A 24,261-nucleotide genomic window follows, 5' to 3' on the forward strand; every position below is an offset into this window, starting at 1 on the left:
GAGCAGCACGTCGAGCAGCTCACCGGGACGGACCACGTACACATCCTTCCACCGGCCTCGTGCGTGATGGGCCGGTGCGGTGCGGCGGTCGGCGACGGGTGTCGGGAGCGACACGCCGGGCGCCGCCGACGTCGAGGTGCGCGGTCCCCGCAGGTGATCGCGAGGCCCCGCTGGCGCCCGGGACGTTCGTCCCGGTCTGTGCCGCGGGGTGGGCGTAGTAATTGGCATATCTGGCTCGTCTTGGTGGCGTACACCACAACATGTTGTGGTCACGGGCAATTGCCGCGAAACGGGCAGATCGTCACACCCGCAGTCGAGGACGCCGCGGCCATGACCTGCCTCGGCCCCGCACCACCGGCCACGCCGCGCCACGTCGAAGGAGCAGCCCATGTCCGAGCAGGTCGTCGTCGAGGTCGGCTCGTCCATCGACGAGTACCTCGACCGCAGCGACTGGCGCGTGAACGCCAACGCGAACCAGGGCTACTCGCTGGGCGGCCTGATCCTCAACACCTCCGGCAAGGTCATCGCCAACTACTGGCTCAGCCACGTCTACCCGGAGGCCGTCGGCCAGGCGCACCGCAGTGGCGACCTGCACATCCACGACCTCGACATGCTGTCGGGCTACTGCGCCGGCTGGTCGCTGCGCACCCTGCTGCAGGAGGGCCTCAACGGTGTCCCCGGCAAGGTCGAGGCGCGCGCACCCAAGCACTTCAGCGCGGCCGTCGGGCAGATCGTCAACTTCCTCGGCACCATGCAGAACGAGTGGGCGGGCGCGCAGGCGTTCAGCTCGTTCGACACGTTCATGGCGCCCTACGTGCGGCTCGACAACCTCAGCTACGAGCAGGTGCAGCAGTGCATCCAGGAGCTCATCTACAACCTGAACGTGCCCTCCCGCTGGGGCACGCAGACGCCGTTCACGAACCTGACGTTCGACTGGGTGTGCCCGGACGACCTCAAGGACCAGGTGCCGTTCGTGGCCGACGAGCCGTGCGACTTCACGTACGGCGAGCTGCAGGCCGAGATGGACATGATCAACCGCGCGTACATCGAGGTGATGACCGCCGGTGACGCCTCGGGCCGGGTGTTCACGTTCCCGATCCCGACCTACAACATCACGAAGGACTTCGACTGGCACTCGCCGAACGCCGACCGGCTGTTCGCGATGACCGCCAAGTACGGGCTGCCGTACTTCCAGAACTTCCTCAACTCCGAGATGAGCCCCGGCGACGTGCGTTCCATGTGCTGCCGCCTGCAGCTGGACCTGCGCGAGCTGCTCAAGCGCGGCAACGGCCTGTTCGGCTCCGCGGAGCAGACGGGGTCGCTGGGTGTGGTGACGATCAACTGCGCACGCCTGGGCTACCTGCACACCGGCGACGAGACCGCGCTGCTGGCCGCGCTCGACGACCTGCTCGGGCTGGCCCGCACCTCGCTCGAGCTCAAGCGCGAGGTCATCCAGAAGCTCATCGACCAGGGCCTGTTCCCGTACACGCGCCGCTACCTGGGCACCCTGGAGAACCACTTCTCGACGATCGGCGTCAACGGCCTCAACGAGATGATCCGCAACTTCTCCGGCGACGCCTACGACCTGACCGACCCGCAGGGTCACGCGATGGCCGTGCGCCTGCTCGACCACGTGCGCACCCGCATGGTCGAGTTCCAGGAGGAGACCGGCCACCTGTACAACCTGGAGGCCACACCCGCCGAGGGGACCACCTACCGGTTCGCCAAGGAGGACCTCAAGCGGTACCCGCAGATCCTGCAGGCCGGCACACCCGACCAGCCGTACTACACGAACTCCTCGCAGCTGCCCGTCGGGTTCACCGACGACCCGTTCGAGGCCCTCGCCCGGCAGGACGAGCTGCAGACCAAGTACACCGGCGGCACGGTGCTGCACCTGTACATGGCGGAGCGGCTGTCCAGCCCTGATGCCGCACGCGAGCTGGTGCGGCGGTCCCTGTCGACGTTCCGGCTGCCGTACCTGACGATCACGCCGACGTTCTCGATCTGCCCACGGCACGGCTACCTGGCCGGTGAGCACTCCACCTGCCCGCGGTGCGCGCAGGAGCGGCCCGGCTCCGCGCCGGTGGTGTGCGAGGTGTGGACACGGGTCATGGGCTACCACCGGCCCGTCAGCTCGTTCAACGTCGGCAAGAAGGGCGAGCACGCCGAACGCACACCGTTCGTCGAACCCGCCCGCGAACCGGTGCCGGTGCCATGACGCGGGCTCGGCACCCTGCGACCCCCGACGGCCCGGCGCGCGCCCTCCCGCTCGCCGGGCCGTCGGCCCACGCCCCGCGCGCCGACGACCTCGCCATCGCCGGCCTGACGGCCATGTCGTCGTGCGACTGGCCCGGCCGACTCGTGGCCACCGCGTTCCTGCAGGGCTGCCCCTGGCGTTGCACCTACTGCCACAACGCCTCGATCCTCGACCCGCGCACCCCCGGCGTCGTGCCCTGGTCGCAGGTCACCGACCTGCTCCGGCACCGGCACGGCCTGCTCGACGGCCTGGTCCTGTCCGGCGGCGAACCGACCCGGCAGGCCGGGCTGGTCGACGCCGCCCGCCAGGTGCACGCCCTCGGGTTCGGCGTGGGCCTGCACACCTCCGGCGCCTACCCGCAGCGTCTGGCCGCCGTGCTGCCGCACGTCGACTGGGTCGGGTTCGACATCAAGGCCCCCGCCCACCTGTACCAGGCGATCACCCGCGTCGGCGGCCCCACGACCAGCGCCGACCAGGCGTTCGCGTCGCTGCAGCTCGTCCTGGCCTCAGGTGTCGCCGTGCAGGTGCGGACCACCGTCGACCCCACGGTCCTGACCGCCGAGGCCCTCGAGGAGCTGACCGCGCTGCTGGCCGCACTCGGCGTGCGGGACCACGTGCTGCAGGAGGTCCGGCTCGACGGGACGTCCGAGGAGTACCAGGCGGCACTCGCGGAGGTCCGCGGCCGACACGGGTGACAGGGTCACAGCACGGAGACCTCGAAGGGCTCCCCGAAGACGACCTGCTCTCCGCCCGGTGTCGCGTCGAACCACCCGTCGGGCGTCCACACGCGCAGCCCGTCGAGCACCCAGATCCCCGGGTACACCGTGTAGGTGCCGGCCGGGAGCGGGTCGGTCGTGGCGATGCCCCACTCGTCGCACGACGTCAGCACGAACGGTCCCGCCTGGAGGTCCGTGCCGCTGCCGCCGCCGATGCTCAGGGACGTCGTCGCGACGTCGGTGGGCACCCAGGAGGTTCCGACCACGACGCCGTCGCGCACCACCCAGTAGCTGACGCGGAGGTCGAGACCGGCGTGCAGGACGCCCGGACCGTCGTACCGCAGGCGGGCCGTCGCGCTCACCTCGGCCTCCTGGCCGACCTGAACGGGCGCGACGTCCACGGGGTCGACGCTCACACCGAGCCCGGCGGCCCTCGTCGGCCCGGTCGGGCTGGGGCCCCCGCAGCTCGGCGCGGGGCTGTCGGTCGCCAGGTCGAGGGCCTGTTCGCTCGTCGCCGCGGGTCGCTCGGCCGTGCCCGTGATCGTGACCGTGACCGGCTCGGACGCGACCGAGCGCAGGGCGCCGCCCTCCGCTGCGAGGTCCGCCGACACGCCGCCCGGTGCGTAGAGCGCCGAGTCGTCGTCGCCGAGGTCGCCCACCGTCGCGGAGGCGATCACGTCGTAGCGACCTGCGGGCAGTGCCCGGCCGGCCGTGACACCGGGTTCGCCGTCGTCGCAGACTGCCAGCTCGACGTCTCCGATGAAGGTCTCGGCATGGTCGGAGCCGAGGATGCGTCCTCCCCAGCCCAGGTCGGCGTCGCCGTGGACGCCCGCGATCGCCACGACCACGCCGTCGCGGGCCACCAGCAGCCGGGGCCCGGCTGCCGGGACGACCGCGGCGAGGGGGCCGTCGGCGGTCGGCTCGACCCAGGTCGACACCGCGAGGGGTTGACCTGCCGCCACCTCGGTGGACTCGAGGTGGACCTCGGCCGTGAACCGTGCGTCGACCGGATGGGCGGGGGCGGCCGTGACGAGCGACCCGCAGGCGCCGTAGGGGGCGGACGGGTCGCCGGCCGGCAGCACCGCGGCCGCGGGTTCAGGCGACGCCGAGACGCTCGGTGACGGTGACGGTGACGGTGACGCGGCCGTCGGGCTGCTGGCGGGCACGGGCCCCGGGCGGGGCGAGCGCAGCTGAGCTCCACCCAGCACGAGCGCGCCGACCACCATCACGCATCCGGCACCGACCACGGCGCGCCGGGTGCGCCGTGCGCGCCGGACCCTCTCGCCGAGCCGCGCCGTCGGCAGGCCGCCTCCGGTGTCGTGCCGGTGGGCGGCGTCCTCGGCCAGGTCGCGCAGTGCGCGCCCGAGCTCGTCGGTCATCGTCGGGCCTCCCTCGGGATCACGGAGACGTCCTCGGTGCCTGCCAGGTCGCCCAGGTGCGGGCGCAGGCGGGTCGACGCATCGGACAGGTAGCGCTTGACGGCCCCGTCGGACAGCTCGAGCCGTGCGGCGATCTGGGGGACGGTGAGGTCCTCGTAGAACCGCAGGACGACGCAGGCGCGTTCGCGCGGCGACAGGTGCTGCAGGGCGGCGGCGACGGTGGCGCGGTCGAGGGCCTGCGCGTGCACGTCGGGCGTGTGCGCCTCGTCGCGCAGCAGGTGCCGCTGGTCGTCCGACCGTCGGCGGCGGCGGTACCCGTCGACGTAGGAGTGCAGGATCGTGCGCCGCACGTACGCCTCGGCCCACGTCACGTCCGACGAGCGTCGTCGCGTGAACGCGCGCACCAGGGCGTCCTGCACGAGGTCCTCGGCCGCAGCCAGCTCGCCGGTCAGCAGGTAGGCGTACCCGACCAGGGCCGGGCCGCGTTCACGTGCGAGCCGTTCGAGCTCGTCCTCCCAGGCCACAGGCCCTCCCCCTCGTCCTTCGCGCGCAGCAAGCCTGCACCGTGTCGACGAACGCCGAGGGCGTTTCGTTGGGGGTGAGTCGTGGTCGATCGTGCGGTGGGCTACTCGACGTCCACCGTGAACGGCTCCCCGAGCAGCATCCGGGACCCGGACCCGGGCGGCTGGACGTCGTGCGCCTGACCGTCGGCGAGCACCTGCAGGCTGAGCGTCCACACCGACGGGTACACCGTGTAGCTCCCCGTGGGGAGGGGCAGGTCGCCCGGTCCGGCCGGGGTGCAGGCCGTCAGGGTGAGCGCGTTGGCGTCGAGCAGGTACGTGGCGCCACCGTCCACGGACAGCCCCACTGTCGATGCGTCGGTCTGCACCCACGTCGTCCCGACCACCACACCGCCCTGGACAACCCAGTACGTCACCCACAGGTCGAGGAAGGCGTGCAGCGCCCCGGGCCCGTCGTAGGCCAGGACGGCCTGGGCGTCGACCGGCACCTCACGCCCGACCAGCCCGACCACGGGGCCGCTCGGTGCGAGCGTGAGGCGCAGGCCTGCGGCGCTGGTCGGCACGGTCGGGGCGGGGCCGCCGCAGACGGGCGGTTCGGCGGCGGGCGTCAGGTCCAGCGCGGGCTCCTCGGCGCGCGTCGGTCGGTCGGCCGCGCCGGTGATCCGCAGGGGGAGCGGCTCGCCCAGGACGGTCCGGGCGGTGCCCTGCTCCTCGACGAGCTGGTCGAGCTCGCTGTCGTCGAGGGCGGCGACGGCGGCGGCGTCGGCCGACTCCAGGACGCTGACGCGGGCCCACGGGCGGACCTCGTAGTCACCCGCGGGCAGGGCGTGGCCGACGCTCGCGTCCGCCTGTCCGGCGTCGCAGATGCTGAGGTCGGCGAGGCGGGCGTGCAGCTCGATGTCCAGGCCGCCGCCGAGGCGTCGGTCCCAGGTCGGGCTGCCGGCGTCGATCGGTGCGATGGTCGCCACGACCACGCCGTCGCGCAGCACGGCGAGCTCGGGTCCGGCCGCGGGTACCGCCGCGGGCCCGGCGACGTCGGCGCCGATGGAGCCGCGGTACGTCAGCGGCGAACCGGCCTCGAGCGTGGACCCGCCCAGCTCGGTCACCACGTCGAACCGGTCGTCGACGGGTTCCAGCGGCTCGGCCGTGGCCAGGGCGCCGCAGGCACCGAAGGGTCGGGTGGGGTCGCCGACCGGGAGCACAGCCGCAGTGGCGGCCGCCGTCGCTGTCGCGGTCGCGGAGGACGTGGGGGTCGGTGAGGTGGTCGGTACAGCGGGCGGGACGGGGCTGACCCGGGCGTCGGGTCCGACCAGGTGCAGCGCAGTCACCAGGACGGCACCGACCGCGCCGACACCCACCACCGAGCGGGCGACGGTGCGTGCGGTGCGGCGGCGGTGGACACGGTCGGTCAGGCTCTGCCGGTCGAGAGCGCGCAGGGGGGCCCGGTCGGCGGCGTCGCGCAGGGCGCGGGACAGGTCGACGCTCATCGTGCGCTCCTCGGGTTCTCCGGGTGCTGTCGGACGCTGTCGGCGACGGCGACGGCGACGGCGACGGCGACGGTGTCGTGGTCGGTCGCTGCCTGGACCGGTCCGAGGATCCCTTCGAGCAGGCGGATCCCGTCGCTGGTGTAGCGCTTGACGGCGCCGACCGACAGCCCGAGATGGTCCGCGGTCTCGGCGACCGACAGGTCCTCGTAGTACCGCAGCACCACGCAGGCCCGGACGCGGGGTGGCAGGACGGCCAGGGCGGCGACGACGTCGGTGCGGGAGTCGACGTCGTCGCTGACACCGCCGATGGTCGGGGGTGCCACGAACAGGTGCCGGACCCCCGTCCACCGGCGTCGACGCCGGTACCCGTCGACGTACCGGGACAGGATCGCCCGCCGCACGTAGCCCTCCACGGCACCCGGGTCGCGCAGGTTGCCGTTGCGCGTCAGGACGGTCACGAGCGCGTCCTGCACGATCTCCTCGGCCGCGGAGGCGTCGCCGGTGAGCAGCCAGGCGTAGCGCAGCAGGGCGTCGCCGCGCTGCCGGACCAGCTGGTCGAGCTGGTGTCCCCAGTCCGTCATCGTCGCCCTTCGTCCCCCTGGTGCAGGCGCGACGGGTCGTCGTGCGCGCTCATCCAACAGGACGACCAGGTCGCCCGTTCGGTTGGGTGTGACAGGGCGGTTCCGCGACAGGGGACCCGGGAGGTGCGTGCTTGGATGATCGAAGGGTTCGGTCGGGCCGACGGGGGGTGGGTCATGGTGGCTGTGCGTGTGACCAGTGAGGATGCCGGCGGGCGGGAGGTCGTGACGGTCTCCGGCGAGATCGACGTGTCGTCGGCGGACGCGCTGCGCGACCGGCTGAGGCTGCTGGTCGACGAGGGCCGCACCGACCTGGTGGTCGACCTGACCGCCGTGTCGTTCATGGACTCGACGGGCCTGGGCCTGCTGGTCGGCACGCTGAAGCGGGTCCGTCTCGCCGGGGGACGGCTCGACCTGGTGGTCGACGGTGACCGGCTGGTGCAGCTGTTCGAGCTGACGGCACTCGATCAGGTCTTCACCGTGCACCGCACGCTCGAGGAGGCGTTGGCCACCTGAGCACGTGGCGCTCGCGGGCGTTCAGCGCCGCAGCGTGACGGCCTGCGGTGCGGCGACGACCACCAGCAGGTCCGCCGGGGGTGTCGTGGTCTGGCCGGACGCGTCGGTGAGTTCCTTGGGGAGCACCTCGGCGAACGGCCACGCGGTGTAGGTGCCGTCGGGGAGCTCGACGGTGGGGTTCTCGAGCTCGCTCAGCGCTGTGCCGTCGTCCTGGCACACCGCGACCGTGGTCGCGTCGCCCTCGGCATCTCCGGTGGCGGCGAGCACGACGGACCGGTCGGGGCCGACCTCGACCAGGTCGACGTCGACCCGTCGCGGGCCGACGAACGCGACCACGTCACCCGACCCGTCGGTCAGGGCCAGCGTGCCGCCGAGGGGCGCGTTGACGAGCTGCCGCGACCCGTCCTGCGTGCCGAGCGTCACCGTGTAGGTGATCCTCCCGGCGGCCCACGACGTGGCGGGCAGGTCGGCGGTCAGGCTCAGCCCGGCGGCGTCGGGCAGCTGGGTGGCGACCAGTCGCACCGGCTGCCCGCACGTGAAGAGGGTGTCGGCAGGGCCGTCGACCGGGGGCAGCACGGCGGGACGGTCCGGGGTCGGTGTCGGCGACGAGGCCTGCGGTGTGGAGGTCGCCGAGGCGGAGGTGGTGACCTCGAGGGTCGTCCGTGCGCTGGCCCGTGCGACGGTCGCGGTCCCGGTGGCGTCCTGCACACCCAGCGTCTGCGTGACGACCACGTCGTACGTGCCAGGCTCCAACGGGTGCTGCTCGTCGCCGTGCAGGTACTCGTCGCAGGTCAGCGGCTGCACCGACAGCGGCGTGACGGGGTCGGTGCGCACGCCATCGGGGTCGACCTCAGGCCCGGTCGTCAGGGCGTCCGAGGGTTGCAGCACCTGCGGCCCGTCCTGCACGGCGACGACCACACCGCCCTGCACGAACGACACGTCGGTGCCGACCACCCACGCCTCGTCGCCGGACGTCACGGTCGCGGTGGCCGTCGCGGTCCAGGCGTCGCCCGGGGCCAGCGTCGTGGGCGCGTCGTCCAGCGCGAGCCGCACGGGGCCGGTGTCCGCCGGGAGGTCCTCGACGGCCGTGCCGCACCGCAGGAACTGACCCGGCCAGTCGCCGGACGCGTCAGGGTCGGGAGTGCGGGCCAGCACGTAGAGGGCAGCGCCGACCGCCGCCGCGACCAGCACGACGACGACGCCCGCCACCACCGACCTGCGACGGACGGCCATCGGTCCCCCTCCGCCTCGGTGTCCCCGCGTCCGTTGTACGCGCATCGTGCGGCTGGCGCGCGGGCAGGGTTCAGCGCGGCTCGAGTCGGTACCGGAGCAGCGGGGTCCCGTCGGGTGCGGCGCTCAACGAGAGCTTCACGTCCCAGTGCGCCGTGCTGAGGGTGCGCTCGGAGGTGTCCAGGCCGACGATGCCGCGCTCCGACTCGATAGTTGCCAGCGAGGTCACCAGCGTGCCCCCGGCGGCGACCACCGCGTCGGTCGCGGCGTCGAGCGCGGAGTTGCTGTCGGTCTCGCTCTGCAGCACCCAGCCGGCGGCAGCGACGCCGTCCAACTCGAACACGTCGTACAGCGCGGTGCCGACGACCGGGACCTCGTCGGCGGGGTACCTGTCGGGCAGCCCTGTGACCGCGGGCAGCGCGGCGCGCAGCTCGAGCGGCCAGGGACCGCCGAGTACGGCGGCGTCCTCCATCGGGGAGGCGGCCAGCTCGATCGCGTAGAGCTGATAGCTGCCGTCCGGCAGCGCCACCCCGCCCGCCGCGGCCGCGGTGGCGCACGTGGTCAGGTCGAGGATTCCGCCGCTCGTCTGCATGGACGGGTGGCCGTCCTCGTCGACGTAGACCCCCACCATCGAGTCGGTCGGACGCACCGCGCTCTGCGATCCGACGACGGTGCCCTGATGCGCCACGACCCACCGGGTGCGGGACGGGAGGTCGTCGTCGATGTGGAAGCGCGCGGTGCCCGACGCGTACTGCTCGGTGCTGTACGGCCCCACCTGGAGGCCCAGGCTGACGCGGCGACCGGTGACGACGATCGGCTCGCCACCATCCGTCGACCCGCGCATCGCAGGAACGGCCCGGCCCGCCGGAGGTGTGGCCGGCAGCATCACCGAGGCGCTCGCGTCGGGCGACTGCCCCAGTCGTCCGACGGCCGACCCGCAGGTCCCCGGGGCCGCGGCTGGGTCCGCCGCGGGCAGCACGTCGTCGGGCCCCCTGCGCCCGACGACCTGCATGCCCGCGAACGCGAACGCCCCCGCGGCCCCGACCCCGACTGCTGCGCGCGTGACGGCGCGTCGGGTGCGCCGCCGCCGGACCCGGGCGGTCAACGCGTCCAGGTCGAACCCGCTCGTGCCGTCCGAGTCGGCAGCGGGTCCGGAGTCCACGTTCTCGTGCAGCGTGCGGGCCAGGTCGATGCTCATCGTGCGCCCCCGTTCGAGATCAGCTGGACGTCCTCGTCGTGCGCGTCCGGCATCGGACCGAGGACCTTTTCGAGCTGCCCGATCGCGTCGGACAGGTAGCGCTTGACCGCGCCGTCGGAGACCTCGAGCCGCCGGGCGATCTCCGGCACGGTGAGGTCGTCGTAGAACCGCAGGACGACGCATGCGCGCAGCCGTGGGCGCAGCGTGGCCAGCGCGGAGTGCACGTCGACGCGCAGGCTGACGGCCGGTTCGGGGCCGGCGGTCTCCTCGTCGCGAGCGAGCAGGTGGCGCAGCCCGTCCCACCGGACGGTGCGCCGGCGGCCGTCGAGGAAGATCGTGAGGATCGCGCGGCGCACGTACGCCTCGGCGGCGACGGCCTCCCGCAGCGGGCGGCCCTGGCCGAAGCACCGGACGAGTGCGTCCTGCACCAGGTCCTCGGCGCTGCGTTCGTCGCCGGTGAGCAGCGTGGCGTAGCGGACCAGGGCGCGCCCCCGCGTGCGGACGAGCGTGCCGAGCACGTCCTCCCACTGCGCCATGTCGCCGTCCTCGTCGCCGTCCGCCGGCCGTCCGTGGGCTGTCCGCCGACTGTGCGCCGGCTGGGTGCCCGCTCGGTGCAGGTCCCACACACCAAGACGTCCGAGCGTGGCAGAACGTTGGTCGCGCGTCCGAGATTCACCGGTCCGGCCGTGGCTACACTGCGATCTTCCGGCAGCAACGGGGCTGTCCGGGCCGGTCGGGTCGGGGGGCCTGGACCGCCATCCGAGGAGGATGCATGCTCGAGCTGGGTTCCACGAGCATCACGATCGTCAGTGTCATCGCCGTCGTCGCCGTCCTCGCCCTGGTGGTGGCGGCGGTGCTGCGTCGGCAGGTGCTGGCCGCGGGTGAGGGCACCGCGTCCATGCAGGAGATCGCGCGCGCCGTGCAGGAGGGCGCCTCGGCGTACCTGCGTCGGCAGTTCCGCACGTTGGCCCTGTTCGCGGTGGTCGTCTTCGGGCTGCTGTTCCTGCTGCCGGGCGACAGCGGCGTGAAGATCGGTCGGTCGCTGTTCTTCATGCTCGGTGCGGGGTTCTCCGCGGCGATCGGGTTCCTGGGCATGTGGTTGGCCACGCGGGCGAACGTGCGTGTGGCGGCGGCGGCCTCCGCGCCGGGTGGCCGGGCGGAGGGGGCGCGGATCGCGTTCCGGACCGGTGGGGTCGTCGGCATGTCGGTCGTCGGGCTGGGCCTGCTGGGCGCCGCCGGCGTGGTGCTGATCTACCGCGGTGACGCCCCCGCGGTGCTGGAGGGCTTCGGGTTCGGGGCGGCGCTGCTGGCCATGTTCATGCGTGTCGGTGGTGGCATCTTCACCAAGGCGGCGGACGTGGGTGCGGACCTGGTGGGCAAGGTCGAGCAGGGCATCCCGGAGGACGACCCGCGCAACGCGGCCACCATCGCCGACAACGTGGGCGACAACGTGGGGGACTGCGCCGGCATGGCCGCCGACCTGTTCGAGTCGTACGCGGTGACGCTCGTCGCGGCCCTCATCCTCGGCAAGGCGGCGTTCGGCGAGCACGGCATGGTGTTCCCGCTGATCGTGACCGCCATCGGCGCGTTCGTGGCGCTGCTGGGGGTGGCGATCACGCGGGTGCGTGGCTCGGAGAGCGGGTTGGCGGCGATCAACCGCGGGTTCTACGTGTCCGCCTTGGTCGGGGTGCTCCTGGCGGCGGTGGCGGCGTTCGTCTACCTGCCCGCCTCGTTCGCGGACCTGCGGGGTGCGACGGCCGGGCTCGAGTCGCACGGCGGTGACCCGCGGCTCGTGTCCTCGCTGGCAGTGGCGATCGGGGTGGTGCTCGCCGGGATCATCCTGTGGGTCACCGGCTACTTCACGGGAACGACGAGCAAGCCGACGCTGCACGTGGCCCGCACCACCCTGACGGGTGCGGCCACCGTCGTCCTGTCCGGTATCGGCGTCGGCTTCGAGTCGGCCGTGTACACCGCGGGCATCATCGCCGCGGCCATCTGCGGGGTGTTCCTGCTGGCCGGTGGGTCCGTGCCGTTGGCGCTGTTCCTGGTCGCGCTGGCCGGTTGCGGGCTGCTCACCACGGTCGGCGTCATCGTCGCGATGGACACGTTCGGCCCGGTCAGCGACAACGCGCAGGGCATCGCCGAGATGTCCGGTGACGTCTCGCCCGAAGGTGCGCAGATCCTCACGGACCTCGACGCGGTGGGCAACACCACCAAGGCCGTCACCAAGGGCATCGCGATCGCCACGGCCGTGCTGGCCGCCACGGCACTGTTCGGCTCGTACGCGGACGCGGTGACCACGGCCCTGTCGAAGGTCGGCCCGGACCTCGGGGGTGACATCGCCGCGGCGATGACCAGCTACGAGATCATCAGCCCGGTCACCCTGGTCGGCGTGATCCTCGGCGGGGCGACCGTGTTCCTGTTCTCCGGCCTGGCCATCGACGCGGTGACCCGGGCGGCCGGGGCGATCGTGTTCGAGGTGCGCCGCCAGTTCCGCGAGCACCCCGGCATCATGACCGGCGAGGTGCGGCCCGAGTACGGCAAGGTCGTCGACATCTGCACCCGCGACTCCCTGCGCGAGCTGGCCACCCCGGGGCTGCTCGCGGCGTTCGCGCCCATCGCCGTCGGCTTCGGCCTGGGCGTCGGTCCGCTGGCCGGGTTCCTCGCCGGGGCGATCGGCTCGGGCGTGCTCATGGCGGTGTTCCTGGCGAACTCCGGCGGGGCGTGGGACAACGCGAAGAAGATCGTCGAGGACGGCAAGCACGGCGGCAAGGGCTCCGACGCGCACGCCGCCGCCGTCATCGGCGACACCGTCGGCGACCCGTTCAAGGACACCGCCGGGCCGGCCATCAACCCGCTGATCAAGGTCATGAACCTCGTCGCGCTGCTGGTCGCCCCGGCCGTGGTCACCGTGTCGGTGGGCGACGACGCGAACCACCCGCTACGGCTGACCATCGCCGTGGTGGCCGCAGCCATCGCGTTCGGCGCCGTCATCGTCTCCCGCTTGCGCGCCGCGCGCGTCGACGCCGAGGGTGCCCTGGAGCGCGAACCGGTGGAGACCTTCGCCGGGTGACGCAACGGCGGTGAGGCGACGGCTGGATGCGGCAGCGGTGATCGCGGCAGCGGTCGTGCGAGCGTGGGTCAGGGACGGGGGGTGCGCGCTCGCGGGCGGGTGAGGCTCAGCATGAGCAGGGCCCACAGGGCTGCGATGCCAGCACCGACCAGGAAGCCGATGCCGACGGCCGACGGGCCGGGGCCGATCTGGTGGTAGCTGAACGCGAACGACGTCATGCCCCCGCCGGAGCAGGTGACGTCGCGTGCGAGACCCGCTTCGATCGTGCCGATCAGGGTCATGGCCCCGAGCTCCGGGTCGTCGACGACCACGTGGTCCTCGACCTCCGAGATCGTCGCGGGCACCAGCTCGCGGCTGCGCCAGTCGCACGTCACCGCGGCGGGGTCGCTCACGCCCGCACCCCACACGGCGACGGGCTTGTCCGGCGCGGTCGTCGTCGCACCCGCCTCGACAGGCGCGAAGAACCTCGGGTTCGGCGGCGCGGTGCCGATGCGGATCTGGACGATGCCGACGGTCGCGAACAGCACCACGGCGAACAGGGCGACGAACCCGGAGGTTCGGGCGAGCCGCCGCGGGTCCGTACTCAGGCCGCTCACTGTGCGAGCTTCACGGTCTGCAGGATCTCGTCGAGCGGGGTGTCGTCGAACTCGTCGCGGGGCCCGAGCGCGCGGATGACAACCTGCTCACCGGACTCCAGGTCGGCGACGAGCCAGCGCGAACGCAGCTGCGCGGTGGTGCCGTCGCTTCGCCGCACGTCGCTGATGAAGGAGACGGTGGCGACCGACGTGGCTCCCCACACCTCACCTTCGCCGGTCTCGACCTCGTCGGCACCGGTCGTCGCCTTCTCGCCGAGTACGAGCGCGTCGGCCTCGGCGGCCGCGTCGCGCGTCGGGGCCGTCTGCACGGTCACCAGCACCCCGGCACGCACGCCCGTGTCGTTCTCGGGCGCGGCCAGCACCACGGTCTCGTCCGTGTCGGACAGCGGGTAGACGTCGCTACCTGCCGACTTCTCCCAGTCGGCCGGGACGCTCAGGGTTGCCGGTCCGACCGTGAACGACTGCCACGAGGGGTCGATGCTCGGTTCGTCCGCCGAGGAGCCCGAGGGGTCCGAGGAGCACGCGCTCAGGCCGAGCACGGCGATGGCGGCCACCGCGGTCGCGGCCCGTCGGGCGTCGATCATGTGAAGCCTCTCTGGTGGTGTACGGCGGTGTGGCTCGCGCCGGCGGGTCATTCTCCCAGGCACCCGGAACGCGTCGTGAACTGCGTGCCGTCCCAGTACGTGTATCCGGTGGCGGTCCGCGACCTCGAGGTGTACTCGCCGGACAGGCCGACCTTCACGAGCGCCTCGACGTCGAGGTTGCCGCCGTTCGTGGAGTCGTTGAGCGCATAGTTCTGCTCCCAGACGTATCCGTGGGTCTTCGCGGTGTCCTTGAAGCCGGCCCAGGTCTCGCCGTAGTCCAGGGTGCTGAAGTCGAGCGGGCTGATCTCCTGGGTGACACCCGGGACCTCGATGCCGAGCCCCAGCGCCAGCTTGCCTGCCGTGATCCGCTGCTCCACAGTGCCGAGCGGGACCTGCCAGGTCTGCTCCGTGTACTGCACGCTGTCCAGCTCGTCGTTCGCGCCGTTGTTCGTCGACGACGTGTCGGCGTACCCGGAGCCCAATGTCACCAGACGCATGGCGGTCGGGACCCCGTCCGCGTCGCGGTCGACCTCGATCGTCACGGCGCCCGCGTACGAGGCGACGGCTGAGCCGAACTCCGTCCACTCGTCGCCGATGCTCCCGGACGCTCGCGCCACACCGCTCGAGGACGCCGTGTACAGGTCCATCGTGCGACCGTCCCGGTACTGGGTCTGCCCGACGTAGGTGCCCGCCTCGGCGGTGGCGCTGGCGTCGAAGTCGATCAGCGTCGCGTACAGGTCTCCGGAGGCCTGCACCCCGACCTTCACGAACGTCGACTCGGCCTCGACCTGCTCGAGGTCGGACGCGTTGGTGACCCAGTCGACGAAGTCGCGCCCGAACCAGTGGTCGCCGACCGAGCCGTCCTTGAGGTCGTCCGAGTCGGCTGCACTCAGGATGGCCTCGGCCTCCTCGTCGCTCGTGGCGTAGTAGACGTCACCGGTCTTCAGCTGGTCGGTGATGGCGCCGCCGAGGCCCAGCGCCACGCCGTAGCGGTTGTCGTTGACGACCGCCGACGCGTCGATGCCCAGCCCGCCCTCGACGCCGACGCCGACGGTTCCGGTGCGGGTCAGGCGGTAGCGGCCGTCGCCGAGCGCCTCGACGAACCAGGTCTTGCCGCCCTCGACCTGGACGCCGAACGCGACCGAGCCCTCCCATGCCCCGCCGTCGCCGGACTTCACGCACGGCTGCGGCGGGACGTAGTCCTCTGCGGCACGTGCCGGGGTCTCGGCGACCGCGCAGTCGCCCTGCCCGAGGCTCGTGATCTGGCACAGGGCCGCAGAGATGTGCTCCCCGAGCGAGAACCGGGTGAGCCCGAGAACGAGCGCACCGATGAGCAGCGCCGCGACGACCACGATGCCGATGTACTCGAGGGTGCCGACGCCCGCCTCGCGATCCGCGGTGAGACGCCCGAGCCTGAACGCTCGTGCCGCGCATGGGCGGCGATCGTCTGACGCCTTGCGACGCACGTTGTCCCTCTTCTCGACCGGTTCGACGGCTGCTGACGGTAACGACGCGCACCCGCGGCGCGGCGGGCCCGTGGGCCCAAAGCCCGGCCCGCCTGCGTGGGCCCTGCGTGCGCGAGGATGGCCGTGTGCGGGTCGTGGCATGAGGCTGATGACGTACAACGTCAAGGGGCTGCACCTGTCGGCACGGGCGGCGGCGGCAGTGGTGCGCGCCGCCGACCCGGACGTGCTCGCCGTCCAGGAACCGCCCCGCGGACCGTTCGGTCGGCTGCGGATGTGGCTGTTCGGGCGCGCGGTGGGGCTGGTGCCCGTGGTGAGCGGGCAGGGGGCGCGGACGACCGCGCTGCTCGTCCGGCGCACCCCGGACCTGCCGGTGCACGGCGCCCACCCGGTCCGCCTGGCACGGTTGTCTGGTCGTACGCGCCGGGGCGTCGCGGTGGCCGTGGTGGACGGGATCACGGTCGTCGTCGTGCACCTGTCGCTGGTGCGCGCGGAGCGCGCCGCACACCTGGACGTGCTGCTGGCTCGCGACATCCCGACTGCCGGCACCGTGGTGCTCGGTGACCTCAACGAGCCGCCCGACGGGCCGGCGTGGCAGCGGCTCGCGGCGCACCTGGGTGGGGCGACGGTGCCGACCGGCCCGACGTTCCCGTCGGTCGACCCGCGGCTGCGCATCGACGCGGTCCTTCTGACGCGAGACCTGGTCGTCGACGGTGTCCATGTGCCCGGGGGTCCGCAGGTCGAGGCCGGCAGCGACCACCGCCCGGTCGTTGTGGACCTCCGGAGAGCCACCGCGACCACCTGAGCGCCCTGCGCACCCCCGCCGGGCGCCCAGGGCGGACGGGCACGGGAGGATGGGGTCATGAGCTCGCCGACGGACCTGCCCGACACCCCCGTGACCGACCCGGCGGCCATCGCCCGCCTCGCGGACGACCTGCGCATCGTCGGGTACACGGTCGAAGGTGTCGAGGACGTGCTGGGGCCCGTGGCCTCGGCGGCGCTGCACCGCGAGGAGCCGCTGCCGGCCCGCCGCGCCACCGCGGCCCTGGCCGCCGATGCACCGGGGGAGCGGGTCGCCACGCTCGTCCGCACGTTCCTGCTCGGCGGCACCGCGCGCCGGGCCGAGCTCGACCGCACCCTGCCGACGCTGCGGACCGAGGGCGCCGAGCGTCTCGGGCTCGTCGCCGCGGCCGGCGCGGGCCCCGACGACGAGGTTCGTGCCCGCGTCGACCTGCGCCCCTACGCGGCCGTCGACGGCGGTGGGGCCGTCGACTGGTGGGTCACCTCCGACCTCGGCGAGCTGGCCACCGGCGGTGCGCTGCGCACCGACCACGTGCTCGGCGTCGGCGGCGCGTCGACGACGCTCGCGCAGGTCACCGTCCGCGACCCGCGCGGACGGGTGCTCGACCTGGGCACCGGCTGCGGCATCCAGGCCCTGCACGCCTCCCGGCACGCTCAGCAGGTCGTCGGCACGGACATCTCCGCCCGCGCCCTGGCGTTCGCCCGGTTCAACGCCACCCTCGCCGGCCTCCGCGACGACCGGTTCACGCTGCGCCTCGGCTCGATGCTCGAACCCGTCGCAGGCGAGCAGTTCGACCTGGTGGTCAGCAACCCGCCGTTCGTCATCACCCCCCGCGTCGAGGGCGTGCCCGCCTATGAGTACCGCGACGGCGGGCGGGCCGGCGACGCGATCGTGCGCGAGCTCGTCGAGGGCGTCGGTGCCGTGCTGGCCCCCGGGGGTGTCGCGCAGCTGCTCGGCAACTGGGAGGTCCGCCGCGGCGAGGAATGGTCCGAGCGCATCGGCGCCTGGGTCGAGGCGTCCGGCCTGGACGCCTGGGTCGTCCAACGCGAGCTGCAAGACCCCGCCCAGTACGCCGAGACGTGGATCCGCGACGGCGGCACCACACCCGACCGCGACCGCGCCGCATGGGACGCCCGCTACGGCGCGTGGCTCGACGACTTCGCCTCCCGCGACGTCGAGGCCATCGGCTTCGGCGTGGTCACCCTGCGCCGCCCGCTGACCGGCACCCCGACGCTGCGCCGGCTCGAGGAGGTCACCGGCTCCGTCCGCCAACCCCTCGGCCCCGTCATCTCCGCCGTGCTCGCCGCGCACGACGCCCTCGACCGCCTCGACGACGACGCCCTCGCCGCCACGCACCTGACCGTCGCCCCCGACGTCACCGAGGAGCGCTACCTGACCCCCGGCGCAGCCGACCCCCAGGTCGTGCTGCTGCGCCAGGGCAGCGGGTTCGGCCGCGCCGTGCAGGCCGGCACGGCCCTGGCCGGGTTCGTCGGCGCGTGCGACGGCGAGCTGACCGCCGGGCAGATCATCGGCGCGCTCGGCGCGCTGCTCGGGGTGCCCGCGGCCGACGTCGCCGCTGACGTGCTTCCGGACGTGCGCGGGCTCGTGCGCGACGGGCTGCTGCTTCTCGGGTGAGGCCCGGCTGCTCCCCGCATCCGACGCCCTGGGCTGGGCCGGTCGGGTGACCTCCTGGTCGTTGGCGTGTGTGCGCCTCTAGGTTCGCGGCGTCGGGCCTGGTCAGGGGGCTGCTCGAACAAGGGGGCCTGTGGTAAGGAAGCTGCGTACGACGGCTGCGGTGACCGCGATGGCGGTGCTGCTGCAGCGCGCCGACGACCCGAGCACCGACGTTCTGGTCCCGGAGTTTGGTGCCTGGGGTCTCTCCGACGGAAACCGCTTCGGGTCGGCCAGCGCTTGGGGGAACGGCGCACCCTCGGGATACCTCGGCCTACTTGGCTTCACCACCGACGGACGCACCGCTGGCGTTGACGCGAACCTCTTCACCTACACATCTCTCGGCACCCAGACGCGACTGTCGGTCCAGTTGCGGTACCGGCCCACGATCAGCCCCGACGTCTACGCGATCGACGTCCACGTCCAGCGCCGCACCGCCGCCACCGGAACGGGAGGCACGTTGTTCGAGATGAGTACCGGCTTCGACGTGCCACCCGACCGCGGCGGCAACCAGACCATCACCTGGGGTGCGAGCAGCGGGCAGGCACCCGCGCACGTCACCTACTTCGGGTGCAATCTGGATGACGGCGACCCCCGCACCGGGCCGACCACCTCCGTGGGCCTGGGCACTGCATGTGCACCGGGCGGCCTGGGCACGACCGTGCGCCTGAACCTTGGCGCCCTTGCCATCGACGAACGCGCCTCCTTCACCCTCTACGTCGGCGTGACCCGCACCAGCGCCGCGGCACATGCAGCCCTTGAGGACATCGACCCGGCCCTCTACGCCCTAGCCGAACCCACCAACCCCGGCGGCGCCGTGGGCATCTTCGCCTTCTCCGACCTCACCCACACCACCTCCACCAGCGCAGGAAACCCGACCTGAATCATGATGACCATGGAGCGAGCGTGACCCGACGAGGAGGTGATCGCATGAACCGACGCATCGCGACCGTGGGGTGCCTGGCGGCGCTCGGACTCCTGACCGGGTGTGTCTACGACGCGGCCGTCCCTGCGGTGTACTACGAGAACCGGCTCGACGAAGCCGTCGTCATCACCTTGGAGGGTGAGCGCGGGCCCTACGAGGTAGCGGTGGGAAGCGACTCGTCCAACTCGCTCGGGACAGATGAGTGCAAGGGCACGGCGATCGTCGTGAAGACCGAGGACGGCGACCTCGTCGGGCGGGTCGAGGAGGCCGCGTGCCCCGACTGGACCCTGGTGGTCAACGCGGACGGCACCCTCGACTACACCGAGGACTAGCACCGACGGGCGGGTCCGGCACGCGCAGGGCTGACTGTGAGGCTTGTGCCCGCGGCTCGCTGAGCGGTGGGCTGTGGGCGGTGGGCGCGCGCGTGACTCTTGGTCTGACCGGTCTCGTGCCCTGCAAGCGACTTGTCTGCGCGTGCGCACCCGCCTCGGCCTGACCGGAGTTGCTAGCCTGATCAGGAGCTTGACCGCCGGGGTTGCACCCGTGGCGTGTCGCATCACAGTCCTGCCGGGCTCCAGTCGGACCGGAACCTCACGTTCCCCCGGCGGAGGAGGGAGCCTGACCCGTTCCGACGGACTCAGCGGTGAGAAGCGGGTCAGGCTCCAGCCGTCAGCCGGCCAGATCTTCGGCGAACTCTCGAGCGAGCCGCCGGTGGCGCAGCCCGGCGTCCTTCGACCCGAGCCGTTCGGCGGTGTCGAGCCAGGCCTCGCGCTTCTCGGGCGTGCTGAACCGCACCTTGGCGAACCGGGTGAGCCCGATGGTCTTGACCCCGCAGAACGTGAGGGTGGCGCGGGTGAGTGAGGTCTCGGCGGCGTTGCGGTAGACGAGCGTGTTCCACAGGGCGGGGGAGTCCATGGTCATGAACACGCGGGCGGTCGTGCCGCCGAGCAGGCGTTCGGACACGTGGCCGCGGCCGTAGCGGAAGGCGACGCCGGAGAGCATGACCCGATCGAGGAATGCCTTGAGCACGGCCGGATAGGTGCCCCACCACTGGGGGAAGAAGAAGACCAGGTGGTCGGCCCATTGCAGGTCCTCGACCCACCCGGCGATGCGGTCGTCCAGGTGCGAGGAGTCGCCCTCGGGGGCGCGGACCTGTGCCTTGCTGGCGGGGTCGTGCGGGAACGGCTGGGCGGCCAGGTCGGCGATGCGGACCTCGTGCTCGTCGGTCTCGGGGGACAGGGCGCGCAGGCCGGCGACGTACCGCTCGGCGAGGGCGTGGTTGTAGGAGCCGGCGATCGGGTGGCCGATGACGACGAGGGTGCGGGGCATGGGTCTTAGCGGTCCTTCTCGTGGAGTGTGGCCAGGAGGGTCTTGAGGGCGGCGTGCAGGGCGTCGAGGTCGATGTCGGTGAGCCGGGCGGCCATGGCGGTGAACTCCGCGTCGAGCACCTGACCGGCGTCGGCGACGAGCCGGGTGCCGGTGTCGGTCAGGTGCAGGACGACGCGGCGGGCGTGCGTGGGGTCGGTGCCGGTGCGCACCCAGCCGGCCTGCACGAACGACGGCAGGCGTTTGCTGACGGCTGCCTTGGTGACGCCCAGGCAGCGGGCCTGCTCGGTGATGTCGGGGGCGTCGAGGTCGGCGAGCACGGCGAGGAACAGGTACTGGCTGAGGGTCACGCCGAACTGCTCGCGCAGCAGCGCGTCGCCGACGTCGTCGAGGGCGTCGACGAGCTCGTGCAGGGTCACGGTGATGCGGTCGCCCAGGGGGTGGTCGGGGCCGCGGCGGGAGTCGCTCACGACACAGGAGTCAACCCGTTGACACCCAAGATGTCAACCCGTTGACATCGCAGATGGCGCCACTCCTGCATCCCGGCCGCGCGCCGCCCTCACAGGTTCGGCACAGGGCGCTGCTACGGCCGGCCCAGACCCCGTTCCTACCGTCGAGGCCGCATCCACCGTGCCCGTCCGAGTGCCCGCCCGTAGGCCCGTCCGTGCTCGTCCGCGCCCGTCCGTGAGGGAGACCATGCTGCAGCTCTGGAAGAAGACGCGCCCGCTCACGCGGGTCGTCGCCGGGATCGTCGTCGCGGGCATCGCCGCGACGGGGGTCTGGTGGTTCGGGTTCCGCGGGACCTCCGACGCCTCGGCCGCGACCACCCCCACCACGCAGACCGTCCAGGCGAGCCTGGCCACGATGGAGAAGTCCGTCAGCGCGACGGGCACCCTCACCCCGACCGTCCAGGAGGACGTCAGCTTCGAGGTCAGCGGCACGGTGCTCACCGTCGACGTCGCCGTGGGCGACACGGTCACCGCCGGGCAGCAGCTCGCCACGGTCGACACCCTCACCCTCAACGCCGACCTGCTCTCCGCGCAGGCCACGCTCGCCAAGGCGCAGGCCTCGCTCGACAGCGCCGAGGAGGACGACGACGACACCGACGCCGCCGACGCGCAGGTCGCGGCCGCCCAGGCGCAGGTCGAGGTCGCCCAGGCCCAGGTGGACACCGCCCAGGAGGCCATGGACGACGCCACCCTGGTGGCCCCCGTCGCCGGTCTGCTCACCGCCGTCGGCCTCGAGGTCGGCGACGCCGTCAGCGGCTCGTCCTCGGGCTCGTCGGCCGGTGCCTCCTCGGCCGGCGTGGCCGGGACGACCACCACCAGCACCACCTCGTCCACCGGGCAGTTCACGATCGTCGGCACCGACACCTGGCAGGTCGACGTCACCGTCGACGAGACCGACGTGGCGCTCATCGCCGTCGGCAACCAGGTCGAGATGACCTCCGACGACCTCACCGACACCGTCTACGGGACCGTCAGCGAGATCGGGCTGGTCTCCACCAGCACCACCGGTGTGGCCGCGTACCCCGTGGTCATCACCGTCACCGGCGACCACGAGGCCCTGTACGACGGGGTCAGCGTGGACGCCACGATCATCTACGAGCGCCGCACCGACGTGCTCAGCGTGCCGAGCCTGGCCGTCACGCAGAACGACAGCGGCGAGTCGGTCGTCACGACCGTCGACGACGCGGGCACCCAGACGGAGGTCGTCGTCGAGACCGGTGAGACGTCCGGGTCGACCACCGAGATCCTGTCCGGGCTCGTCGAGGGCGACTCGGTGGTCGTGCAGGTGTTCACCGGCCGGTCCACGGGCACCGAGCAGAGCACCGACGGGACGCAGACCGGACCGGGCGGGTTCACCATGCCCGAAGGCGGGTTCCAGCCGCCCACCGACGGGTCCATGCCGCAGATGGGCGGTCAGGCCAATGGCTGAGGCGACGTCCGTCACACAGCTGCTCGAGCCGTACGGCACGCACGTCGACGCCCCCGTCATCGAGCTGACCGGGGCCGGCAAGACCTACCGCACCGGGTCCATCGAGTTCGAGGCGCTGCGAGGTGTCGACCTGCGGATCGAGCAGGGCGAGTACGTCGCGATCATGGGCCCCTCCGGCTCCGGCAAGTCGACCCTGATGAACATCGTCGGCTGCCTCGACGTGCTCACCCGCGGCTCCTACCGGCTGGCCGGCGACGACGTGTCCGAGCTGGACGAGGTCGAGCTCGCGCAGATCCGCAACCGGCGCATCGGCTTCGTGTTCCAGCAGTTCCACCTGCTGCCCTCGTTGGCGGCCTGGCGCAACGTCGAGCTGCCCCTGATGTACCGCAACGTGCCAGCGGGCGAACGCAAGGAGCGGGCCGCGGCCGCGCTCGAACGTGTCGGCCTGGCCGACAGGGTCGCCAACCGGCCCGGGGAGCTGTCCGGCGGGCAGCAGCAGCGCGTCGCCGTGGCCCGTGCCCTGGTCGGCGAACCCGCCCTGCTGCTGGCCGACGAGCCGACGGGCAACCTCGACTCGACGTCCACCGAGGACGTCCTCGGCCTGTTCGACGAGCTGCACGCGCAGGGCCGCACCATCGTGCTCATCACGCACGAGCTCGAGGTCGCCCAGCAGGCGCACCGGATCGTGCGGGTGCGCGACGGCCTCATCCAGTCCGACGAGGTGAACGCCCGGTGAGCTGGACCGAGACCCTCCGCACCGGCTGGTCGGCGGTGAGGGCGCACGGCCTGCGCTCCGCCCTGACCGTGCTCGGCATCCTCATCGGCATCGCCGCAGTGATCCTCACCGTCGGCCTGGGCCTGGGCACGCAGAAGGACGTCAGCGAGCAGATCAGCTCGCTCGGCTCGAACCTGCTGATCGTCACGCCCGGGTCGAGCACCGACTCCTCCGGGGTGCGCGGCGGCTTCGGCTCCGGTGCCACGCTCACCCAGGCGGACGCGGAGGCCCTGGCCTCGGAGGTCAACGCCCCCGACGTCGGCGCGGTCGCCGCCGAGAAGACCACCTCGCTCTCGCTGGAGGCCAACGACACCAACTGGACGACGTCCGTCACCGGGACCACCACCTCGTGGACCGACGTGCGCTCACGTGAGCTGGCCGTCGGCTCGTTCTTCACCGACGACGACGTGACGGACCGGGCGAACGTCGTGGTGCTGGGCACCGAGACCGCCGAGCAGCTGTTCGGCAGCACCCGCGTGGTCGGCCAGACGGTGACGATCTCCGACACCGACTTCGAGATCGTCGGGGTTCTGGCCTCGGCCGGCGCGTCCGGTGACAGCGACCTCGACGACGTCGCCGTCATCCCGCTGACGACGGCCGCCGAGACGCTCGTGGGCGGCACGTCGCGCACGTCCGTGTCGACCATCTACGTGCAGGCCGCCTCGACCGACCAGCTCTCGGCCGCCTACCAGGAGGCCACGAACCTGCTGCTCAACCTGCACGGCATCACCGATGTCGACTCCGCGGACTTCACGATCAACTCGCAGGACTCGCTGGTCTCGACCGCCACGGCCGTGTACCGCACGCTCACGGTGCTGCTCACCGGCATCGCCGGGCTGTCGCTGCTGGTCGGCGGCATCGGCGTCATGAACATCATGCTGGTCTCGGTCACCGAGCGGACCCGCGAGATCGGTCTGCGCAAGGCGCTCGGTGCCCCGCCGTGGGCGATCCGCCGGCAGTTCCTGGTCGAGGCGACGATCCTCGGCCTGGCCGGCGGGATCGTCGGCGCGGCCCTGGGCATCCTCGCCGCGCACACCCTGCCCTCGCTGCTCGACACCTCGATCGTCGTGTCCGGCGCAGCCGTGGCCGGTTCGGTCGTCGTCGCCATGGGCATCGGCCTGGTGTTCGGCGTGTACCCGGCCACCCGGGCCGCCCGGCTCGCCCCCATCGACGCCCTGAGGTCCGAATGAGCGCCCTCACCCCTGCCCTCACCGCTGCCGCACGAC

22 protein-coding genes and 1 pseudogene are annotated in these 24,261 nt (G+C 72.6%); 11 read left to right on the plus strand and 12 right to left on the minus strand.

The window, feature by feature from the left end:
• Window positions 1-373: 373 nt before the first annotated feature.
• Window positions 374-2,218, plus strand: a pseudogene (locus tag ACTHAM_RS16740) (ribonucleoside triphosphate reductase); the annotation flags it as partial.
• Window positions 2,215-2,952, plus strand: a complete 738-nt coding sequence (locus ACTHAM_RS16745; RefSeq protein WP_440689542.1) for an anaerobic ribonucleoside-triphosphate reductase activating protein — start codon at window positions 2,215-2,217, stop codon at window positions 2,950-2,952. The pseudogene ACTHAM_RS16740 and the gene ACTHAM_RS16745, both read left to right, overlap by 4 nt.
• A 5-nt stretch (window positions 2,953-2,957) precedes the next feature.
• On the opposite strand, the gene ACTHAM_RS16750 is transcribed toward ACTHAM_RS16745, so the two are convergent.
• From ACTHAM_RS16750 to ACTHAM_RS16765, 4 genes are all read right to left on the minus strand, one after another.
• Entirely contained in the window at window positions 2,958-4,352 is a 1,395-nt protein-coding gene (locus ACTHAM_RS16750; RefSeq protein WP_440689544.1) for a hypothetical protein, read from the minus strand.
• On the minus strand, window positions 4,349-4,876 hold the full coding sequence (locus ACTHAM_RS16755; protein ID WP_440689546.1) for a sigma-70 family RNA polymerase sigma factor: 528 nt from the start codon (window positions 4,874-4,876) through the stop codon (window positions 4,349-4,351). The genes ACTHAM_RS16750 and ACTHAM_RS16755 overlap by 4 nt, the downstream gene beginning before the upstream one ends.
• 101 nt (window positions 4,877-4,977) lie before the next feature.
• A complete protein-coding gene (locus ACTHAM_RS16760; RefSeq protein WP_440689548.1) occupies window positions 4,978-6,360 on the minus strand; it encodes a hypothetical protein in 1,383 nt (460 codons plus the stop codon).
• Window positions 6,357-6,941 carry a SigE family RNA polymerase sigma factor gene (locus tag ACTHAM_RS16765; RefSeq protein WP_440689550.1) on the minus strand — a complete coding sequence of 195 codons (585 nt, stop codon included), beginning with the start codon at window positions 6,939-6,941 and terminating at the stop codon, window positions 6,357-6,359. The genes ACTHAM_RS16760 and ACTHAM_RS16765 overlap by 4 nt, the downstream gene beginning before the upstream one ends.
• Window positions 6,942-7,076: 135 nt before the next feature.
• Here ACTHAM_RS16765 and ACTHAM_RS16770 point away from each other — a divergent pair, with 135 nt between their 5' ends.
• Window positions 7,077-7,454, plus strand: coding sequence for an STAS domain-containing protein (locus tag ACTHAM_RS16770; RefSeq protein WP_440689552.1), 378 nt, complete (start codon window positions 7,077-7,079; stop codon window positions 7,452-7,454).
• Window positions 7,455-7,475: 21 nt separating this feature from the next.
• Here the strand turns inward: ACTHAM_RS16770 and ACTHAM_RS16775 are convergent, their stop codons facing one another.
• From ACTHAM_RS16775 to ACTHAM_RS16785, 3 genes are all read right to left on the minus strand, one after another.
• Entirely contained in the window at window positions 7,476-8,687 is a 1,212-nt protein-coding gene (locus ACTHAM_RS16775) for a hypothetical protein (RefSeq protein WP_440689554.1), read from the minus strand.
• A 70-nt stretch (window positions 8,688-8,757) separates the two neighbouring features.
• Complete coding sequence (locus ACTHAM_RS16780; RefSeq protein ID WP_440689556.1) at window positions 8,758-9,882, minus strand: hypothetical protein; 1,125 nt, start codon at window positions 9,880-9,882, stop codon at window positions 8,758-8,760.
• Window positions 9,879-10,499, minus strand: a complete 621-nt coding sequence (locus ACTHAM_RS16785) for a sigma-70 family RNA polymerase sigma factor (protein WP_440689608.1) — start codon at window positions 10,497-10,499, stop codon at window positions 9,879-9,881. Before ACTHAM_RS16785 ends, ACTHAM_RS16780 begins: the two co-directional genes overlap by 4 nt.
• A gap of 155 nt (window positions 10,500-10,654) precedes the next feature.
• On the opposite strand from ACTHAM_RS16785, the gene ACTHAM_RS16790 reads away from it, so the two are divergent.
• Window positions 10,655-12,955, plus strand: a complete 2,301-nt coding sequence (locus tag ACTHAM_RS16790) for a sodium-translocating pyrophosphatase (RefSeq protein ID WP_440689558.1) — start codon at window positions 10,655-10,657, stop codon at window positions 12,953-12,955.
• 68 nt (window positions 12,956-13,023) lie between these two features.
• Here ACTHAM_RS16790 and ACTHAM_RS16795 read toward each other — a convergent pair whose 3' ends face one another.
• Genes ACTHAM_RS16795 through ACTHAM_RS16805 form a run of 3 tightly spaced genes read right to left on the minus strand, consistent with a single transcriptional unit; the run spans window position 13,024 to window position 15,487 of the window.
• Window positions 13,024-13,551 carry a hypothetical protein gene (locus ACTHAM_RS16795; protein ID WP_440689560.1) on the minus strand — a complete coding sequence of 176 codons (528 nt, stop codon included), beginning with the start codon at window positions 13,549-13,551 and terminating at the stop codon, window positions 13,024-13,026.
• Window positions 13,548-14,135, minus strand: coding sequence for a hypothetical protein (locus ACTHAM_RS16800; RefSeq protein ID WP_440689562.1), 588 nt, complete (start codon window positions 14,133-14,135; stop codon window positions 13,548-13,550). The genes ACTHAM_RS16795 and ACTHAM_RS16800 overlap by 4 nt, the downstream gene beginning before the upstream one ends.
• Before the next feature lie 47 nt (window positions 14,136-14,182).
• Entirely contained in the window at window positions 14,183-15,487 is a 1,305-nt protein-coding gene (locus ACTHAM_RS16805) for a hypothetical protein (RefSeq protein ID WP_440689564.1), read from the minus strand.
• A 253-nt stretch (window positions 15,488-15,740) separates the two neighbouring features.
• Between ACTHAM_RS16805 and ACTHAM_RS16810 the strand changes: the two genes are divergently transcribed.
• The 4 genes from ACTHAM_RS16810 (at window position 15,741) to ACTHAM_RS16825 (ending at window position 19,328) form a co-directional block, all read left to right on the plus strand.
• Complete coding sequence (locus ACTHAM_RS16810; RefSeq protein WP_440689566.1) at window positions 15,741-16,403, plus strand: endonuclease/exonuclease/phosphatase family protein; 663 nt, start codon at window positions 15,741-15,743, stop codon at window positions 16,401-16,403.
• A gap of 57 nt (window positions 16,404-16,460) precedes the next feature.
• The gene (locus ACTHAM_RS16815; protein WP_440689568.1) at window positions 16,461-18,035 is read left to right on the plus strand and encodes a DUF7059 domain-containing protein; all 1,575 of its coding nucleotides are present in this window, start codon (window positions 16,461-16,463) and stop codon (window positions 18,033-18,035) included.
• Between the two features lie 169 nt (window positions 18,036-18,204).
• Window positions 18,205-18,954, plus strand: a complete 750-nt coding sequence (locus ACTHAM_RS16820; protein WP_440689570.1) for a hypothetical protein — start codon at window positions 18,205-18,207, stop codon at window positions 18,952-18,954.
• Window positions 18,955-19,001: 47 nt separating this feature from the next.
• Complete coding sequence (locus ACTHAM_RS16825; RefSeq protein WP_440689572.1) at window positions 19,002-19,328, plus strand: hypothetical protein; 327 nt, start codon at window positions 19,002-19,004, stop codon at window positions 19,326-19,328.
• Between the two features lie 337 nt (window positions 19,329-19,665).
• Here the strand turns inward: ACTHAM_RS16825 and ACTHAM_RS16830 are convergent, their stop codons facing one another.
• A complete protein-coding gene (locus tag ACTHAM_RS16830; protein ID WP_440689574.1) occupies window positions 19,666-20,325 on the minus strand; it encodes an NAD(P)H-dependent oxidoreductase in 660 nt (219 codons plus the stop codon).
• A gap of 5 nt (window positions 20,326-20,330) precedes the next feature.
• Entirely contained in the window at window positions 20,331-20,792 is a 462-nt protein-coding gene (locus tag ACTHAM_RS16835; RefSeq protein WP_440689576.1) for a MarR family winged helix-turn-helix transcriptional regulator, read from the minus strand.
• A 226-nt stretch (window positions 20,793-21,018) separates the two neighbouring features.
• Here ACTHAM_RS16835 and ACTHAM_RS16840 point away from each other — a divergent pair, with 226 nt between their 5' ends.
• From ACTHAM_RS16840 to ACTHAM_RS16850, 3 genes are read left to right on the plus strand one after another with little or no spacing between them, the layout of a single operon-like run.
• A complete protein-coding gene (locus ACTHAM_RS16840; RefSeq protein ID WP_440689578.1) occupies window positions 21,019-22,260 on the plus strand; it encodes an efflux RND transporter periplasmic adaptor subunit in 1,242 nt (413 codons plus the stop codon).
• Window positions 22,253-22,996: an ABC transporter ATP-binding protein gene (locus tag ACTHAM_RS16845; protein ID WP_440689580.1), complete on the plus strand. Its 744-nt coding sequence runs from the start codon at window positions 22,253-22,255 to the stop codon at window positions 22,994-22,996. The genes ACTHAM_RS16840 and ACTHAM_RS16845 overlap by 8 nt, the downstream gene beginning before the upstream one ends.
• Window positions 22,993-24,225 carry an ABC transporter permease gene (locus ACTHAM_RS16850; protein WP_440689582.1) on the plus strand — a complete coding sequence of 411 codons (1,233 nt, stop codon included), beginning with the start codon at window positions 22,993-22,995 and terminating at the stop codon, window positions 24,223-24,225. Before ACTHAM_RS16845 ends, ACTHAM_RS16850 begins: the two co-directional genes overlap by 4 nt.
• Window positions 24,226-24,261: the final 36 nt, after the last annotated feature.

It is taken from the genome of Cellulomonas soli (assembly GCF_052036975.1).
Classification (GTDB): domain Bacteria; phylum Actinomycetota; class Actinomycetes; order Actinomycetales; family Cellulomonadaceae; genus Cellulomonas; species Cellulomonas soli_A.

What these genes read in the sequence shown, in the direction of transcription:
- ACTHAM_RS16745 (WP_440689542.1), top strand. Translation starts at nt 2,215, where the DNA reads ATGACGCGGGCTCGGCACCCTGCGACCCCCGACGGCCCGGCGCGCGCC.
- ACTHAM_RS16750 (WP_440689544.1), bottom strand. Translation starts at nt 4,352, where the DNA reads ATGACCGACGAGCTCGGGCGCGCACTGCGCGACCTGGCCGAGGACGCC.
- ACTHAM_RS16760 (WP_440689548.1), bottom strand. Translation starts at nt 6,360, where the DNA reads ATGAGCGTCGACCTGTCCCGCGCCCTGCGCGACGCCGCCGACCGGGCC.
- ACTHAM_RS16765 (WP_440689550.1), bottom strand. Translation starts at nt 6,941, where the DNA reads ATGACGGACTGGGGACACCAGCTCGACCAGCTGGTCCGGCAGCGCGGC.
- ACTHAM_RS16770 (WP_440689552.1), top strand. Translation starts at nt 7,077, where the DNA reads ATGATCGAAGGGTTCGGTCGGGCCGACGGGGGGTGGGTCATGGTGGCT.
- ACTHAM_RS16775 (WP_440689554.1), bottom strand. Translation starts at nt 8,687, where the DNA reads ATGGCCGTCCGTCGCAGGTCGGTGGTGGCGGGCGTCGTCGTCGTGCTG.
- ACTHAM_RS16780 (WP_440689556.1), bottom strand. Translation starts at nt 9,882, where the DNA reads ATGAGCATCGACCTGGCCCGCACGCTGCACGAGAACGTGGACTCCGGA.
- ACTHAM_RS16790 (WP_440689558.1), top strand. Translation starts at nt 10,655, where the DNA reads ATGCTCGAGCTGGGTTCCACGAGCATCACGATCGTCAGTGTCATCGCC.
- ACTHAM_RS16800 (WP_440689562.1), bottom strand. Translation starts at nt 14,135, where the DNA reads ATGATCGACGCCCGACGGGCCGCGACCGCGGTGGCCGCCATCGCCGTG.
- ACTHAM_RS16810 (WP_440689566.1), top strand. Translation starts at nt 15,741, where the DNA reads ATGAGGCTGATGACGTACAACGTCAAGGGGCTGCACCTGTCGGCACGG.
- ACTHAM_RS16815 (WP_440689568.1), top strand. Translation starts at nt 16,461, where the DNA reads ATGAGCTCGCCGACGGACCTGCCCGACACCCCCGTGACCGACCCGGCG.
- ACTHAM_RS16820 (WP_440689570.1), top strand. Translation starts at nt 18,205, where the DNA reads ATGGCGGTGCTGCTGCAGCGCGCCGACGACCCGAGCACCGACGTTCTG.
- ACTHAM_RS16825 (WP_440689572.1), top strand. Translation starts at nt 19,002, where the DNA reads ATGAACCGACGCATCGCGACCGTGGGGTGCCTGGCGGCGCTCGGACTC.
- ACTHAM_RS16830 (WP_440689574.1), bottom strand. Translation starts at nt 20,325, where the DNA reads ATGCCCCGCACCCTCGTCGTCATCGGCCACCCGATCGCCGGCTCCTAC.
- ACTHAM_RS16840 (WP_440689578.1), top strand. Translation starts at nt 21,019, where the DNA reads ATGCTGCAGCTCTGGAAGAAGACGCGCCCGCTCACGCGGGTCGTCGCC.
- ACTHAM_RS16845 (WP_440689580.1), top strand. Translation starts at nt 22,253, where the DNA reads ATGGCTGAGGCGACGTCCGTCACACAGCTGCTCGAGCCGTACGGCACG.